This is a genomic window from Bradyrhizobium sp. AZCC 2289, assembly GCF_036924615.1.
GTDB lineage: Bacteria > Pseudomonadota > Alphaproteobacteria > Rhizobiales > Xanthobacteraceae > Bradyrhizobium.
Genome location: NZ_JAZHRY010000001.1, coordinates 10,409,690 through 10,424,975, shown reverse-complemented (window position 1 = coordinate 10,424,975; position 15,286 = coordinate 10,409,690). Strand labels below are relative to the sequence as shown.

Below are 15,286 nucleotides of genomic sequence, written 5' to 3'. Positions count from 1 at the left end.
ATTGTTACAGGGAATCCGGTTGCGTCAACCGGCTTTGTTCTCGGCCGGTGGTCGGCGTCCACGCCGGCTACGCCTGCCGGCCGAGCCAGCGGCGCAGGGCCACGACCGACCAGATCGCTTCGACCAGACCGAACGGCCAGGCGCCTTGCAGAAATCCGTAAATCGAACCCAGCGCGCAGGCGGCGGCGAAGGCCAAAATGAACCAGGGGCTTCGGTCCTCCGCCGCGTAGCAAACGAGCATCAGCGTCACCGCGAACAGTCCGAAGGCGGTCAGCGCGTCCATTAGCCCTTGTCCAGGTTCTTCTTGGTGATGCCAAGGCTGTGAAAGACCTTGGGTTTTATCGGCGGCCGCGAAGCTGCGGAATAGCCGCATGGTGAAACAAGCGCAGAGCATTGTCTTGCATCGCAGGAATTGGCAAGCTTTCGACCGCTCGCTTCATCATCGGTAGTTTATGCCATGAAACGCCTTCTCGTCCTTGTTGCCAGCCTTGCAATTTCAAGCCTTGCAATTTTAAGCCTTGCAATTTCAAGCCTCGCATTTTTCGGCAGCGCGTTGGCGCAGCAGCGCACGATCACGGTGGCCTCGACCACTTCGACGGAACAGTCGGGGTTGTTCGACTTCCTGCTGCCACGCTTCACCGCGGCGACGGCAATCGGCGTCAAGGTCGTCGCCGTCGGCACCGGGCAGGCGCTCGACATCGGACGGCGCGGCGATGCCGATGTGGTGTTCGTGCACGACAAGGTAGCGGAGCAGAAATTCCTCGCCGAAGGTTTTGGCGTGAAGCGCCATGACGTCATGTACAATGATTTCGTGGTGATCGGGCCGAAGACTGATCCGGCGCATATTGCCGGCGGCAAGGACGTTGCCGTAGCGCTGCGGAAGATCGCCGAGACCAGGGCGGCCTTCGTCTCGCGCGGCGATCGTTCCGGTACGCATGAAGCCGAATTGCGGCTTTGGAAGGAAGCGGGGATCGATCTCGCCGTGGCCAAAGGCGATTGGTATCGCGAGATCGGGCAGGGCATGGGGGCGGCACTCAACATGGCTTCATCGGCCAATGCCTATCTGCTGTCCGACCGCGGCACCTGGCTTTCGTTCAAAAATCGCGGCGAACTCGCGGTTTTGACCGAAGGCGACCGCCGCCTGTTCAACCAATACGGTGTGATGCTGGTCAATCCGGCCCGGCATCCCGATGTGAAAGCCGGGGACGGCCAGGCGTTCATCGACTGGCTGGTCTCGCCCGAGGGGCAAAAGACGATTGCCGACTATAAGGTCGGCGGCGAGCAGTTATTTTTCCCCAACGCGTCCGACTAACAGGAACGCCAGGGTGCTGATGGTCACGCTGAGCGACAGCAGGATCAGCCCGAGCCCAAGCGCCAGCGACAATTCGCCCTTGCTGGTTTCCAGCACGATGGCGGTGGTCATGGTGCGGGTGTAGCCGCGAATGTTGCCGCCGACGATGATGATGGCGCCGACTTCGGCGATGGCGCGCCCGAAGGCGGCGAGGAAGGCGGTGAGCAGCGAGGCGCGGCCGAGCGAAATCAGCAAGGCCACGCTGCGAAGATGGGAGAGACCATCGGTGCGGGCGAGATCGGCATACTCGGCCCAGAGAACGGAGACCGGGCGATGCACCAGCGCGACCACGATCGGCGTGGTGAGCATCACCTGAGCAACGACCATGGCCGTCGGCGTGAACAGCAGCCCGGCGAAGCCGAGCGGGCCCGATCGCGAGAGCAGCAGATAAAGCATGAGGCCCGCCACGACCGGCGGCAGGCCGAGCAGGGCGTTGGCCAGCACGACCAGAACCTGCCGCCCGCGAAACCGGCTGATCGCCAGCCACACACCCAGGGGCGTGCCGATCAGCAAGGCGATGAGGCTCGCCGACAGGCTGACGCGCAGCGACAGCCAGACGATCCCGATCAGCTCGGAATCGAAGCTGCCGATCAGCGCAAGCGCCGCCGCGACAGATTGCCTGAAATCATTCATCCGGGGACAGTGACAGAGAAATCCAGCCGCGCATCTATAAAAGCCCACCCTATCAAACGCCGTTGCCGGTCGAAACCGCAGCATGTTGCGCACGCCACCGGCTACGCTGTCGCGCGACCGCGAGATCGCCGCACCACCGGCGGGGAAGCGGTATCGCGGACCAACCGCCCGTGCAGGTAGCGAAATCGAGCCGTCCGCACAATGATGTCCGGTGTCCGCCCGCCGTAAGTAAGTCTTTAGCGGCTCGGTATAAAATGTCCGTGATAATTTCCTGCTTTAACCACCGGTTAATCATGCGCCTTCTGCCGATGAAAGACCCGGACAAGGCCTGGCGTTCGATCAAGGCTCAATGGAAGAAGGACGCCGAAGGCGTCGGCGAGGATTTTTCTACCTTCGCGTCGGGAAGCTGCGCGGCCTTCGATAGCCTGATCAAGGATACCAGCAATCCAGGTCTGTATTGCCTTTCCGACGGCGAGCGGATTCATGCGGTGTGTCAGGTCAGCCGCATGCTGATGAGCAAATATTCTTCGCCGCTCCTGCGCGTGCGCTTCGTCAGCGTGTCTCCGGTCTACGAACTGGGGCTGGCCGGCGCCGGCGAATATGCCCAGATGATGGTGGCGCTGTTTTCCGGCATCGTCTGGCTGTCGCGGGACTCGCTGTCGGCGGGCCACATCCGGTTCTTCCTCAAGAGCCCCGGTGATTCGCAATTCTTCGCGGCGCTGCAGATCTCGACGCCGCTGTCGCCCTTTTCAAAGTTCACGATCGAGGGCGCCTTGATCGAGTGCAGTTTGAAGGAAGCGGAATTGGCGGAAACGCCCTGATTCGGATAGGTTTTTAACTTTGCGATAACTCATTTTGCTAACGCCCTCTTGGGTTGTGCCCCTTACAACAAGCGCCTGTGGGGGCAAGCAAAATGTTGGATCAGTCATCTGACAAATTCATCGCGGGAGACCTGCGGCAGTCGATCATCGACGCGCTGGGTCGGACACGACTGGGCGCGATCCAGTGGCTCATCCTGTGCGCCGCCGGGCTCGTCCTCGCGATCACGCTCGGCACCGCCTACTTCGCCGAGCAATTCCGCGCCCGCGCGCTCGAGGTCGCGGAGCGCGAACTCAACAACACGGCGCTGCTGCTGTCGCGTCATTTCGACCAGCAGCTCGGCGATCTCCAGCATGTTCACGACGACGTCGTCAGCTATATGCAGGCGGGCCGGGTTGATAGCGCAGACGAATTCGAACAGAAAATGTCGACGTTCGGCGCGCATGAGATGCTGCGCGCCAAGCTCGCGGCGCTTCCCCATGTCGGGAGTTTGAACCTGTTCAACGCCAAGGGCAGGCTGATCAATTCTTCCGAGATATGGCCGACACCGGACATCAGCATCGCGGACCGGCGATACTTCAAGGAGTTTACCTCGGGAAAGCCGACCCCCGACGTGATCGTCGCGCCGGCGATGAGCAAGGTAACGGGAGTGTGGACCACGATCTTCGCGCGCAAGATCGTCGGCCGTCGCGGCGAGATCGTCGGTTTTGCCACCCGCGGCGTCGAGCCGAGCCATTTCGAGGATTTCGTCGCATCGTTGGCGCTCGACAGCGACACCGCGATTTCGATGATTCACCGCGACGGCACCATCATCGCCCGCTATCCGCGCAACGATGCGCTGGTCGGTCGTAACGTTGCCGGTTTGCCGGCGTTTCAGAGGGCCCTGGCCCTGAACGGCAATGTCGCGGGACGTTTCACGAGCACGGTCCAGTCGGAGGACAGGGTCGGCGCGGTCCGGTCGCTGACGAATTTTCCTATCCTGATCGTGGCGGCCACCAAGACGTCGACCGCGCTTGCCGATTGGCGGGCGCAGACCAAGCTGCAGTTCTTTGCCGCGGTGCTTGCGGTCATCGTCGTCATCTGCACGATCTTCCCGATCGTGCGCCAGCTGCGGCGCCAGCACGCCGCCGCGCAACGCAAGCTGTCGGAGAAGACCCAGCAGCTCGACACCGCGATCAACAACATGACCCAGGGCCTGCTGCTGTTCGACGCTTCGGGCCACCTCGTGATCTGCAATGAGCGTTACATCGAGATGTTCGGCGTCTCGCCCGACGTCGCCAAGCCCGGCTGTCATCTGCGCGATCTCATCCTGCATCGCCAGCAGATCGGCTCGTTCGAGGGCGACGTCGATGCCTACTGCGCGAGATTCCTCAATCCCGAACATGACGAGGTGCGCGACACCGTGATTTCGATGCCCGACGGGCGCATGATCCGGCTGGTCTACAAGCGATCCGCGGACGGCGGCTGGGCCACGACGCTGGAAGACGTGACCGAGGTTCGCCGGGTCCAGGCCAGGATCGAGCATCTTGCCCATTATGACGCGCTGACCAGCCTGCCGAACCGGACGCTGTTCCAGCGCCATGCGGAGGGATTGCTGCTGGAGACCGCCGGCGTCGAGTTCGCGATCCTCTACATCGACATCGACGAGTTCAAGAGCATCAATGATTCACTGGGGCATCTGATCGGCGACGAATTCCTCAAACGGGTCGCCGAGCGCCTGCGTCAGTCGGTGGGATCTGAGGACTTCATCGCCCGCCTCGGCGGCGACGAATTCGCCATCCTGCAACGCGCGGTGACAAGCGACGATGAAGTCAGCGCGCTGGTCGCGCGGATCTATCAGGCGCTGCGAACGCCGTTCGATTGCCACGGCCATCGCCTCTGCGGTGATGCCAGTATTGGCATCGCGATCGCCCCGCGTCACGGCTCCGATCTGTTCGGGCTGCTGAAAAGCGCCGATCTGGCGATGTATGCCGCCAAGGCGGCCGGCCGCCGGACCCATCGTTTCTTCGATCCGGCGATGGAACGGCAGGCCAATCTCCGCCGCGAACTCGAGAGCGATTTGCGAACGGCGCTGCTCGAGGGCGGCTTCGAAATTCATTACCAGCCGCTGGTCGACCTCAACAGCGATGAAGTCACCGGCTGCGAAGCGCTGTTGCGCTGGCGGCATCCGGTGCGCGGCATGATTTCGCCCGCCGACTTTATTCCGGTTGCCGAGGAAACCGGCCTGATCGAGGAGATCGGGCAGTGGGTGTTGCGGACCGCCTGCGCGGAAGCTGCGACATGGCCGGCGCATGTGCGCGTCGCCGTCAACGTCTCTCCGATCCAGTTCAAGTCGCAGACGCTGTCGCTGAAGGTCGCGGCGGCGCTGGCCGAGACCGGGCTCGACCCGCGCCGGCTGGAGCTGGAAATCACCGAAGCCGTGCTGATCGCCGATGACGACGCCGCCCTCGTTGCGTTGAACGGGCTGCGCGCGCTCGGGGTTCACATCGCGCTGGACGATTTCGGCACCGGCTATTCCTCGCTGCAATATCTGCAGCGGTTCCCGTTCGACAAGATCAAGATCGACCGCAGCTTCGTCAAGGAAGTGACCCGCAATTCCTCATCGTCATCGATCATCCGGGCGGTGGTGAGCATCGCGGCCGACCGCAACATGGTCACGACCGCGGAAGGCGTCGAGACCGAGCAGCAGCGCGACACCGTGCAGGCGCTGGGATGCACGCAGATGCAGGGCTATCTGTTCAGCGCGGCGCGCCCGGCGCATGAAATCCGCGCGCTGCTGGCGTTGCGCCCGGCCGAGGTCGAAGACGCGGCGTAACCGGCCGGCCCGGCTGGCGCCGATCTTGCGGTTCGGAGCCGTAACCCGTCCAGTACCTGAGCCATCGTTCCGTCAAAACCCCGATGGCCAGCCCTGCCACGACGTCGCTCATCCAATGCGCGAGCAGGACGATCCGTGTCAGCACCAGCCCGGCCCCGAGACACCAGACCAGATTGCGTTTTGCCGGCGGAAGCACGGTAGCGGCGGATGCCAGCGCGCCGACATGAATGGCATGGCCGGACGGAAAGGCATCGAGCCGTCTGCCCGAGAGCGGCACACCGTGAAGATGGCCACGAACGGTGAGGCGGTCGGGCCGCTCTTGATCGAACACGGCCTTTAGCACGTGGGGAATGATGGTCACCGCAATGGTGGTGAGCAGAATGTGGTCGCTGTCGCGGCGACGGCGCGCGGTTCTGTTGCGGCAATAGAGCCACCAGCCTGCGGCGAGCGCGCACAGCAAATGTTCGTCCGCACCCCACGTGAGGATTTCGGCGGCTTCTTCTGTCTCCGGGCAGGTATGCGCCGAAACCGCATTCGCGATTTCAATGTCGGGCTGGGTCGGACGGACCCGATAAAACGCCATCGCGTATTGCTCTCCTCAGGCGATGCCAAAGAAGCCCGGCCACCTCGGTCGATGAGGCCGGGCGAGGTTTGGTCCGGCGTTGGGAGGAACGCCGTGAAAGGAAAACCACGGGTGGAATGGATTGTTCCGAGGACGCGCCGAGGGTTTGCTGCGCGGGCCTCAGGCCCGCCCGGCGGCGCTGGTCCATCGTGCAATCAGGGGCACGGCGTACCAGAAGCCAACCAGCAGGGCGAAGCTCACCGCCGCAAAGCCGGCGGCGGCGACTTTGTTGTCGGTTACTTTTCCAAGCACCACGTAACTCTCCGCCGAGAGTCCGGCAGCCAAAAACAACGGTGCGGCGACCACAAGCGCCGACGCGGCGCGGAGAAACTGCTCCGAATCCTCGCCATTAAAGCAGAGGCGGTGCAGGGCGGCCGGGGTTATCAGGAGGACGACATTGATGGCGACCAGCCCAAGCGCGATCGCGTGCACGATTTTGGCTGCCTGCGGAAGCTGGTCAAATCCCGCGGTCAGCATCGCGATGAATTGAAATCCGAACAACGCCTGGGCGCCGGGAATGATCACCCGCGCTTCCGTCAGCACCTGCTCGACCTTGGTCGCGAGCGATGTTCCCGCGCGAGAAGTGTCCGGCATGACGTTCTTCTCCCGATGTACCATTTCCAGTCCAAACCACGCCAAGGCAGCGACAAGCGTCAAGGCAGCGCCACACGTGATGCCGGCAGCGATCCCAAAGTGCCGCTCAATCACCACATAGCCGGCGAGGCCAAGACTGAGCGAGAACGGGATCAGGCCTGTCGTGGTGTAAAACGATGCCACGCGAACCAATCGCTTCGACGATGAACCCATTTCCACCAGCCGGTGTTCCATCGAAGGGACGATCAAGAGGCCGAGCGCGAGCGTTTGCAGGGCAAGGCCCGCGGCGCAGAACGACTTTGATGCGGAGGAGAGCTCGGCAAAACCGTTCTGGAAAAAGGCCTGGAATTGAAACCCGAGCATGACCTGGATGCCGAGGATGAGCAGACGGGTTTCATCGAACGCGGTTTTGACCTTGCGATCGAGCTCTTCCGACATCGGTGACCACGCCTCCGCTTGGTGCTTGACGGCGTTGCCGGGCGTAAGCGCCCGCCATTATTGCTGGCAAATCAGTCGTGGGACGACGCCGGCTGCGCAGGCTCGCTGGATGAGGCTGTTTCGTTTTCGGCTTCTTTTTCGGCATCGCGTTCCTGTTCCTTGCCTTCGTGCACAAGCTCGTCGTCGCCGATCATCTGGCCGACGATCTGCTTGGTTCGCCCCTGTGCCTTCTCTCTGAGTTTGGTCATGATGACCTCCTGTCAGGAGAAAACCGGGGGAACCCGAAATGTTTCCTCATCGGGAGATGAAATCAGCGCGGCTCAGGAACGTTGTTCGACCTTGCCGATTGATCGGGGGCCCCACGACATCAGACGGAGCTTCTCCATGGACTTGAACGGCAAGAAGATTGCGATTCTCGCGACCCACGGCTTTGAACAATCGGAACTGGAAGTGCCGCGCGATCGGATCAAAAAGGCGGGTGCCACGGTCGACGTGGTTTCGCTCGCGTCCGGCGAGATCAAGGGGTGAGACAAGAAGGATTGGGGCCGGCCGGTGAAGGTCGACAAGACCCTCGATCAGGCCTCGGCGTCGGACTACGACGCGGTGGTGTTGCCGGGCGGACAGATCAATCCGGATTTGCTGCGGGTCGAGCCCAAGGCGCTCAAATTCATCAAGGATATCTTTGACGCCAAGAAGATCGTCGCGGCGGTCTGCCATGCGCCATGGTTGTTGATCGAAACCGGCATCGCCAAGGGCCGGAAGATGACGTCGTACAAATCCATCAAGACCGACGTCGGCAATGCCGGCGCCAAGTGGGAGGATTCCGAAGTCGTCGTCGACCAGGGCGTGATCACCTCCCGCAACCCCGGAGACCTTGAAGCGTTCAGCGCGAAGATCATCGAAGAGGTCAGGGAAGGTCGGCATACCCAACGCAGCGCTGCATGAGTTAATGGCGGCGTGGACCGGCGGCATCGAGCATGAAAAGCAAGCTTGTATCTGAACAGCCAGGTGCCCAGGTCCACGTCGTCATCCTGGATTCGGGCGAGGAGGCGTTTGCGGCGCTGACGAGATTCGCCAACGAAACCAAAATCTCCGCGGCCTCGCTCACAGCGATCGGTGCATTCGAGAAGGCGACCGTCGGCTGGTTCGATTTTGCCACGAAGAGCTACAAGAAGATCGAGGTCGGCGAGCAGTGCGAGGTCTTGAGTGCGATAGGAGGTATCGCGATCGGCGACGACGGCAAGGCCAGCCTGCATGTCCATATCGTCCTTGGACTATCGGATGGCTCGACGCGTGGCGGCCATCTACTCGAAGGCAAGGTGCGACCGACCCTGGAGGTGGTGGTAGCGGAAACCCCGTCCAGACTGCGGCGGAAGAAGAGGGCGGATCTTGGGATCGCCCTCATCGATATAGCCGCGGATAGGGGCTAGTGCACAGCGCCGCCGGTTGCCCGGCGTTCCCGCGCGGTGGATTCGCACGGTACCCCGGCAGGCAGCGTGGAACTTAATTGGCAAAACCGTGTTCTCCTGCGGGGCCGACCGATGCTGGCGAGTAATGAGAGTTGCAAAGGTTTGCGCTGCCGTGCTGCTGCTTGGCAGTTCCGCGGCAAATGCCGAGAGCGGTATGGCCTCCTATTATCGCGGTGTCGGCAGGAGCGGTGAAATGACCTGCGCCCACCGCAGCCGGGCGTTCGGCAGCCTGGTCAGGGTTTCCTATCGCGGCCATTCGATCCAGTGTCGCGTCAATGATCGCGGGCCGTTCGTTCGCGGCCGGATCATCGATGTCTCGACCAGTGCGGCGCGCGCGCTCGGGATCGTGCGGGCCGGCGTCGTCATGGTCTCGATCGATTGAGGCGGACGACCGACGGATTTACGGCTTCGCTCCCATGGGGCTCCGCTCGGAAATCGCCTTCCGCAGAATCCGCGACAGCGATTCGACCGAATAGGGCTTCTGAATGAGTTCGAAGCCGCGATCGGCATTCTCCGCCAGAACGTTGCTGTAGCCGCTGGTCAGCACCACCGGCAGGCCGGGATAACGCTCGCGGATGACGCCCGCCAGTTCGACGCCGTTCATGCCGGGCATGATGACGTCGGAGAATACCAGGTCGGCGGAAAATTCGTCCTCGGCCAGAATGGCCAGCGCCGCATCGGCGTTGACGACGCGGCGGACCGCGTATCCGAGATCCTCCAGCAACTCGGTGGAGAACTGCCCGACGTCGTCATTGTCTTCGACCACGAGCACGCGGTAGCCGCGACCGATGGTCGACGGTTCGCTGCCGATGGCGGCGGCCTCCGCCGTATCGGCGGGCGTTGCCGCCTTCGGCAGATAGATGGTGAAGGTCGCGCCCTGTCCGAGCGTGCTGGTGACCTCGATGTCGCCATCGGATTGCTTGGCGAAGCCGAACGCCTGGCTGAGGCCGAGTCCGGTTCCCTTGCCGACTTCCTTGGTGGTGAAGAACGGCTCGAAGATCGCCTCGATATGGTCCGGCGCGATGCCGGTGCCGGTATCCGTCAACGAGATCGCGACGAAGTCGCCGCTGCGGGCGGACTGGGCGCGCAGGGCAGGGATGGTCTGAACCTTTCTGACGCCGATCGTAAGCTGGCCTTCGCCACTCATGGCGTCGCGGCCGTTCACCGCGAGATTGATCAGGGCGGTCTCGAATTGGGCAATGTCGGCGATCGCGAAACAATCGGGGTCGCCGATGCAGACCTCGATTCTGATCCGGCCGCCGACCAGCGGGCGGATCAACTGTGCCACGTTTTCGACCTGCCCGCCGACATTGAAGACCTGCGGTTTAAGCGGTTGCCGACGGGCGAACGCCAGCAATTGGGCAGTCAGCGTGGAGGCCCGTTCCACCGTCTCCGAAATCGCGTCGATGTAACGGCGGCGGCGCTCTTCCGGCAGGTCGCGGCGGCGCAGGAAGTCGGTTGCGGAGCGGATGATGGTCAGGAGATTGTTGAAATCATGCGCCACGCCGCCAGTCAATTGCCCCACGGCTTCCATTTTCTGCGACTGGCGCAGCGCTTCCTCGCCCCGGCGCCGCTCGGTGATGTCGACGGCTTCCGGCACCGCGCCGATCACCGTGCCATGCTGATCTTGCAGCGGACGCATCTCGAAGTCGAATAAGCGGTCACCGATCGGAAGATGCAACAGCATCTCGGTCTGCACTTCCTGGCCGCTCATGACGGCGATGAAGGCGTCACGGACGGCGTCGCGCATGCCTTTCGTGCCGCTGAACCATGGTGTCTCCCAGAACGGCCTGCCGATGACGTCGGCGGCATTGGCGCGAATGCCGGCCAGCGCCGTCTTGTTGGCATACAGCACGTCGCCGTGAAGATTGAGCAGGCCCTGATATTGGTGGCTGGTCTCGAAGATTGCGCGCATCTGCGCTTCGTTGGATTCAAGCTGCGCCGTGCGTTCGGAGATGCGCAGCTCGAGGGTTTCGTTCAGCCGCCGCAAATCGTTCTCGGCCTGCTTGGCGGCGGTGATGTCGTGGGCGACGCCGATGAAGCCGATATGCTTGCCGGTCGGGTCCCAGCGCGGTTGCGATTCCGAGCGCAGCCAGCGCCATTCGCCGGCCGCGTTCCGGTAGCGCCCCTCCAGCACGAATGGCTTGAGCGAGGATTCGCCGGCGACCTGCTCCTGCAGGATGCGCGGCAGGTCGTCCGGATGCAGCGCCTTGCGCCAGTCGAACACGATGGCTTGTTCGAAGGGAAGTCCGAGGAAATCGAGATAGGCCTGGTTGGCGAAAGAGCGGGTGCGGTCGAGTTTGGTCACCCAGATCGGCACCGGCGCGCTGTCGGCGATCAGCCGAAAGCGCTGCTCGCTTTCCCGCAAGGTAGCCTGCGCCAGCATTTGATCGGTGACGTCGAGATCGGCGCCGACCAGGCGCTGTGCCCGCCCATCGCGGTTGCGCTCGATCTTGGCAACGACGCGGATCCACCGGATCTCGCCGTCACCGGGCCGGATGATGCGGTATTCGGCCGAATAGTCCTCGCTCGCGCCCCTCAGCACGCCGAACAGATGTTTGACGGTCCGCTCACGATCTTCGGGGTGGATTCGACTGACCCAATCCCCGTAAGTCTCGTTGACGGCCTCCGCCGGCAGCCCGTGAACGAGCAGATATTCAGGGGAGCGGCAGTTCTTGACGCCGTCGCGGAAATCGATTTCGAGGCCGCCGACACGGGCGATGCGCTGGATTCTGGCTAGCTCCGCCTCGCGTTCCTGCAGCGCGCGGTGGGCTCTATCGCGCTCGCGCGCGATCTCTTCCAGATATTGCCGCAGCCGCTCGGCCGCGGCTGTCTCGGGGAGAACGTTGGTGGGGTCCGGAGGGGTCATGGGGCCGGTAATCTCTCGCGCTTAATTTCACACGACAAGAGGCGGCTTTGCCAGCGGTCATTTGGTCTTGGTGCCGGCGCGGCAGTTATAGGCCCTGCGGAAGCCGGCGGCCTGCGCGTCTTCCTCGGAACAAAACCAGCGGTCCGGTTCGGTGAGCGCGGGGTAGCTGCGGCAGGCCTGCAGATGGTAGATGCCGACATTGCCGGTGACGCGGGCGCGGACCGCGAACTTGCCCTTGATGTTGCAGCCCGACGGCATCGCGAGAGCTTCCGGGAATAGCGCGTCGCGAATCTCCTTGTCGCGGTCGGCCGGGCACGATCCGCCGAGCAGGGCACCGTCCTTCTTGCCGGTGCGAAACTCTTGCGGTGCAACGAAGCAGCCCTTCCACAGCCCCTGGCGTTCCTCCTTGGCGCGCGCCTCCTCGGTCTCGAAGCGTCCGGTTGCGGAGGATTCGACATTCAATGCGAAACCCTGGCGGACCAGCAATTCGCTGAGACTGGTGGTGTCGCCCTCGATCCTGCAGGCGCCGAGATGCCGCTTCTTGTAGCTGGGGTCTGCGCCGAGATCGTCACAGCGAATCTCGCGGCCGCCGATCAGTTTTGTCAATTGATCGCGCGCCTCGATACCGCAGGGCCAGGCGTCCGCGTGTTCGTCGATGCACATTTGGTCGATCGCCGGCGCATCGATGCCGTCGAGCCGGTACGTCACGCTATCGAGCTGCAGCGTGCTGCCGTCCTTGATGGTCGCATTGGCGGCCCAGCCGCAGCCGGTGGACAGCGACGTCAACAGCAGCGTCGCAACAAGTAAGGCTCGTGGCTTCATCGGTCACACATCAAATGGAGTTCACATCGGCGGCAGATTTCTAGCATAGGTTCGCGCCATACAACCAAGACAAGAGCGTTTTCAAGCGAAGTGGATACCGGTTCGCGTCAACAAAACGCGTTAAAGCAAGAATCTGGAGCAAGATCGGTTCTGATCCAATCAGGACCGATCTTGCTCCAGGGGGAGGCGTGCGGGAGATCACGTCGAAAGAACGGCGTCGGACCTGGAAGGAGCGTACCCGTTGCGCCGCCGAAGGGAAGCAAGACCATTCGGGTTCGTCCTCAACCTCGTCTTCGGTCTCATCATCGACTGGTTTCTCTTTTTCCGCCCGGAGAAAAAGGTGCCGGAGTAGGCGCGGTCATCATCCAAACGACGCATTGACTTTGCGAGAACAAAATAGGAACATATCCCGGCGTCGCCCCATCATGGAACACCATCATGTCCTCTTCTTCGAGAGCCAATACCGAGGACCATGACGGGCTGGAAGCCGCCGTGGATCAAGCCATCTCGGCCTGCGGCGGCGATCTGCGCTCGACCATTCGCACGTTGATCGTGGCCAATGAATATCTGGAGACCGAGGTCGGCGAACTGATGAAAGCGGTCTCGCACGCCTATGCGCGCGGCCGTTTTCAGAGTTATTCCGGCTGAAAGGCGCCGGCGGCCACCGCCCGGCGCCACCAGCCGATACGAGACCGTTGCCTCTGCCGATTTTTGCTGTACGACGGGTTTGTTACCCGCGTCCCCGCATGCCACATTGCGGGTGAGGACCCTGCCCAAAAGCTCAAGCAAGAAGAACATGTTCAAACGAATTCTGATCGCAAATCGCGGCGAGATCGCCTGCCGGGTCATCAAGACTGCGCGCCGTATGGGAATCGAGACGGTCGCGGTTTATTCCGAGGCCGACCGCGATGCGCTGCATGTCGAAATGGCCGATGACGCGGTGCTGATCGGCCCGCCGGCCGCGGCCGAAAGCTATCTGTTGATCGACAAGATCGTCGAAGCCTGCCGCAAGACCGGCGCGCAAGCGGTGCACCCCGGCTACGGCTTCCTGTCCGAGCGCGAATCCTTTCCGCGCGCGCTGGAAGCGGCCGGCATCGTGTTCATCGGTCCCAACCCCGGCGCCATCGCCGCGATGGGCGACAAGATCGAATCCAAGAAGGCCGCCGCGAAGGCCAACGTCTCGACGGTGCCGGGACACCTTGGCGTCATCGAAGACGAAAAACATGCGATCAAGATCGCCGACGAGATCGGCTATCCCGTGATGATCAAGGCTTCCGCCGGCGGCGGCGGCAAGGGCATGCGGATCGCCCATTCAACCTCGGAGGTCGCCGAAGGGTTCGGTCTCGCGAAGGCCGAAGCCAAATCCTCCTTCGGCGACGACCGCGTCTTCATCGAGAAATTCATCGTCGATCCCCGCCACATCGAAATCCAGGTGCTCGGCGACAAGCATGGCAATGTGATTTATCTCGGCGAGCGCGAATGTTCGATCCAGCGCCGCAACCAGAAGGTCATCGAGGAGGCGCCGTCACCGCTGCTCGACGAGACCACGCGCCGCAAGATGGGCGCGCAGGCGGTCGCGCTCGCAAAGGCCGTGAAATACGATTCCGCCGGCACGGTCGAATTCGTCGCAGGGCAAGACAAGAGTTTCTACTTCCTGGAGATGAACACGCGCCTGCAGGTCGAGCATCCCGTCACCGAACTGGTCACCGGCATCGATCTGGTCGAGCAGATGATCCGCGTTGCGTCAGGCGAAAAGCTGGCGCTGGCGCAAAAGGACGTCACGCTGACCGGATGGGCGGTGGAGTCGCGCGTCTATGCCGAAGATCCATTCCGCAATTTCCTGCCGTCGATCGGGCGGCTGGTCAAATATCGCCCGCCCGCGGAAGCGAGCCGTGACGGCATCACCATTCGCAACGACACCGGCGTGCAGGAGGGCGGCGAGATCTCGATCCATTACGATCCGATGATCGCAAAACTCGTGACCCACGCGCCGTCGCGCGCAGCGGCGATCGAGGCGCAGTCAGTTGCACTCGATGCCTTCTATATCGACGGCATCCGCCACAACATTCCGTTCCTGTCGGCGCTGATGAACCACCCGCGCTGGCGTGCCGGCCAGCTCTCTACCGGTTTCATCGCCGAGGAGTTCAGGGATGGGTTTAAACCGATTGCCCCGGAGGGCGAACGGGCCAGGGTGATCGCGGCTGTGGCAACGGCGATCGATCATCGGCTCGGCGCCCGCAAACGCAAGATTTCCGGGCAGTTGACCGGACGGCCAGTGACGCGGGCGACTGTGCGCAGCGTCTGGCTCAACGGACAAGAATACATTCTGGATGTGACGGCCGGTGCGGTGAGGTTCGGTGACGGCGTCGAAGGCGCGCGACCAGCTTCCGAGGACTGCGTGCGGGTCCGCTTTCGCGAGGGGGCAGGGGCCGTCGGCGAGGTTGAGGTAGTTTCGTCCTGGAAGCCAGGCGATCCGGTGTGGCACGGCAGCGTCGGAGGACGCCATGTTGCCGTACAGGTGCGCTGCTTGCCTAACGGCTTCGATCTGACGTGGCAGGGAGCCCAGGCGCGGGCCTATGTTTACACCGAAAACGAGGCGGCCGCGGCGCGGCTGATGCCGGTGATGTCGGCGGCCGACACCGGCAAGAAGCTGCTGTGCCCGATGCCCGGGCTCGTGGTGTCGATTGCGGTGAACGAGGGGCAGGAGGTCAAGGTCGGCGAAACCCTCGCCGTGATCGAGGCGATGAAGATGCAGAACGTGCTGCGCGCCGAACGCGACGGCACCGTGAAGAAGATCCACGCCGCCGCCGGCGCCACGCTGGCGGTCGACGCGCTGATCCTCGAGTTCGCCTGA

General features: G+C 62.8%; 14 protein-coding genes and 1 pseudogene. 8 read left to right on the top strand and 7 right to left on the bottom strand.

Annotation, left to right across the window (positions count from 1 at the left end):
• Nucleotides 1-67: 67 nt before the first annotated feature.
• The gene (locus V1289_RS49270) at nucleotides 68-283 is read right to left on the bottom strand and encodes a hypothetical protein (RefSeq protein ID WP_334407144.1); all 216 of its coding nucleotides are present in this window, start codon (nucleotides 281-283) and stop codon (nucleotides 68-70) included.
• 174 nt (nucleotides 284-457) lie between these two features.
• Here V1289_RS49270 and V1289_RS49265 point away from each other — a divergent pair, with 174 nt between their 5' ends.
• Nucleotides 458-1,312, top strand: coding sequence for a substrate-binding domain-containing protein (locus V1289_RS49265; RefSeq protein WP_334407142.1), 855 nt, complete (start codon nucleotides 458-460; stop codon nucleotides 1,310-1,312).
• Here V1289_RS49265 and V1289_RS49260 read toward each other — a convergent pair.
• A complete protein-coding gene (locus V1289_RS49260) occupies nucleotides 1,286-1,984 on the bottom strand; it encodes an ABC transporter permease (RefSeq protein WP_334407140.1) in 699 nt (232 codons plus the stop codon). The genes V1289_RS49265 and V1289_RS49260 overlap by 27 nt on opposite strands.
• A gap of 293 nt (nucleotides 1,985-2,277) precedes the next feature.
• On the opposite strand from V1289_RS49260, the gene V1289_RS49255 reads away from it, so the two are divergent.
• Together V1289_RS49255 and V1289_RS49250 are read left to right on the top strand one after the other, a co-directional pair.
• On the top strand, nucleotides 2,278-2,805 hold the full coding sequence (locus V1289_RS49255; protein ID WP_334407138.1) for a hypothetical protein: 528 nt from the start codon (nucleotides 2,278-2,280) through the stop codon (nucleotides 2,803-2,805).
• Nucleotides 2,806-2,897: 92 nt separating this feature from the next.
• Nucleotides 2,898-5,618, top strand: coding sequence for a bifunctional diguanylate cyclase/phosphodiesterase (locus V1289_RS49250; RefSeq protein WP_334407136.1), 2,721 nt, complete (start codon nucleotides 2,898-2,900; stop codon nucleotides 5,616-5,618).
• Here V1289_RS49250 and V1289_RS49245 read toward each other — a convergent pair.
• The 3 genes from V1289_RS49245 to V1289_RS49235 all read right to left on the bottom strand — a co-directional run bounded on the left by V1289_RS49245 (nucleotide 5,542) and on the right by V1289_RS49235 (nucleotide 7,520).
• Nucleotides 5,542-6,201, bottom strand: coding sequence for a phosphatase PAP2 family protein (locus V1289_RS49245; protein WP_334407135.1), 660 nt, complete (start codon nucleotides 6,199-6,201; stop codon nucleotides 5,542-5,544). The two genes, V1289_RS49250 and V1289_RS49245, sit on opposite strands and share 77 nt — an antisense overlap.
• A 159-nt stretch (nucleotides 6,202-6,360) precedes the next feature.
• A complete protein-coding gene (locus V1289_RS49240) occupies nucleotides 6,361-7,272 on the bottom strand; it encodes a DUF6328 family protein (protein ID WP_334407134.1) in 912 nt (303 codons plus the stop codon).
• A 71-nt stretch (nucleotides 7,273-7,343) separates the two neighbouring features.
• Nucleotides 7,344-7,520, bottom strand: coding sequence for a CsbD family protein (locus tag V1289_RS49235; protein ID WP_334407133.1), 177 nt, complete (start codon nucleotides 7,518-7,520; stop codon nucleotides 7,344-7,346).
• 136 nt (nucleotides 7,521-7,656) lie between these two features.
• Between V1289_RS49235 and V1289_RS49230 the strand changes: the two are divergent.
• The 3 genes and pseudogenes from V1289_RS49230 to V1289_RS49220 all read left to right on the top strand — a co-directional run bounded on the left by V1289_RS49230 (nucleotide 7,657) and on the right by V1289_RS49220 (nucleotide 9,123).
• Nucleotides 7,657-8,217: pseudogene (locus tag V1289_RS49230) on the top strand (type 1 glutamine amidotransferase domain-containing protein).
• A gap of 32 nt (nucleotides 8,218-8,249) precedes the next feature.
• Nucleotides 8,250-8,702 carry a PPC domain-containing DNA-binding protein gene (locus V1289_RS49225; RefSeq protein ID WP_334407132.1) on the top strand — a complete coding sequence of 151 codons (453 nt, stop codon included), beginning with the start codon at nucleotides 8,250-8,252 and terminating at the stop codon, nucleotides 8,700-8,702.
• A 124-nt stretch (nucleotides 8,703-8,826) separates the two neighbouring features.
• Nucleotides 8,827-9,123 (top strand): septal ring lytic transglycosylase RlpA family protein, encoded by a 297-nt coding sequence (locus V1289_RS49220; protein ID WP_334407131.1) that lies wholly within the window; start codon nucleotides 8,827-8,829, stop codon nucleotides 9,121-9,123.
• An 18-nt stretch (nucleotides 9,124-9,141) separates the two neighbouring features.
• Here the strand turns inward: V1289_RS49220 and V1289_RS49215 are convergent, their stop codons facing one another.
• Together V1289_RS49215 and V1289_RS49210 are read right to left on the bottom strand one after the other, a co-directional pair.
• Complete coding sequence (locus tag V1289_RS49215) at nucleotides 9,142-11,610, bottom strand: hybrid sensor histidine kinase/response regulator (RefSeq protein ID WP_334407130.1); 2,469 nt, start codon at nucleotides 11,608-11,610, stop codon at nucleotides 9,142-9,144.
• Between the two features lie 57 nt (nucleotides 11,611-11,667).
• The gene (locus tag V1289_RS49210; protein ID WP_334407129.1) at nucleotides 11,668-12,432 is read right to left on the bottom strand and encodes a thermonuclease family protein; all 765 of its coding nucleotides are present in this window, start codon (nucleotides 12,430-12,432) and stop codon (nucleotides 11,668-11,670) included.
• Between the two features lie 438 nt (nucleotides 12,433-12,870).
• On the opposite strand from V1289_RS49210, the gene V1289_RS49205 reads away from it, so the two are divergent.
• Nucleotides 12,871-13,080: a hypothetical protein gene (locus V1289_RS49205; protein WP_334407128.1), complete on the top strand. Its 210-nt coding sequence runs from the start codon at nucleotides 12,871-12,873 to the stop codon at nucleotides 13,078-13,080.
• 148 nt (nucleotides 13,081-13,228) lie between these two features.
• Entirely contained in the window at nucleotides 13,229-15,286 is a 2,058-nt protein-coding gene (locus tag V1289_RS49200; protein ID WP_334407127.1) for an acetyl/propionyl/methylcrotonyl-CoA carboxylase subunit alpha, read from the top strand.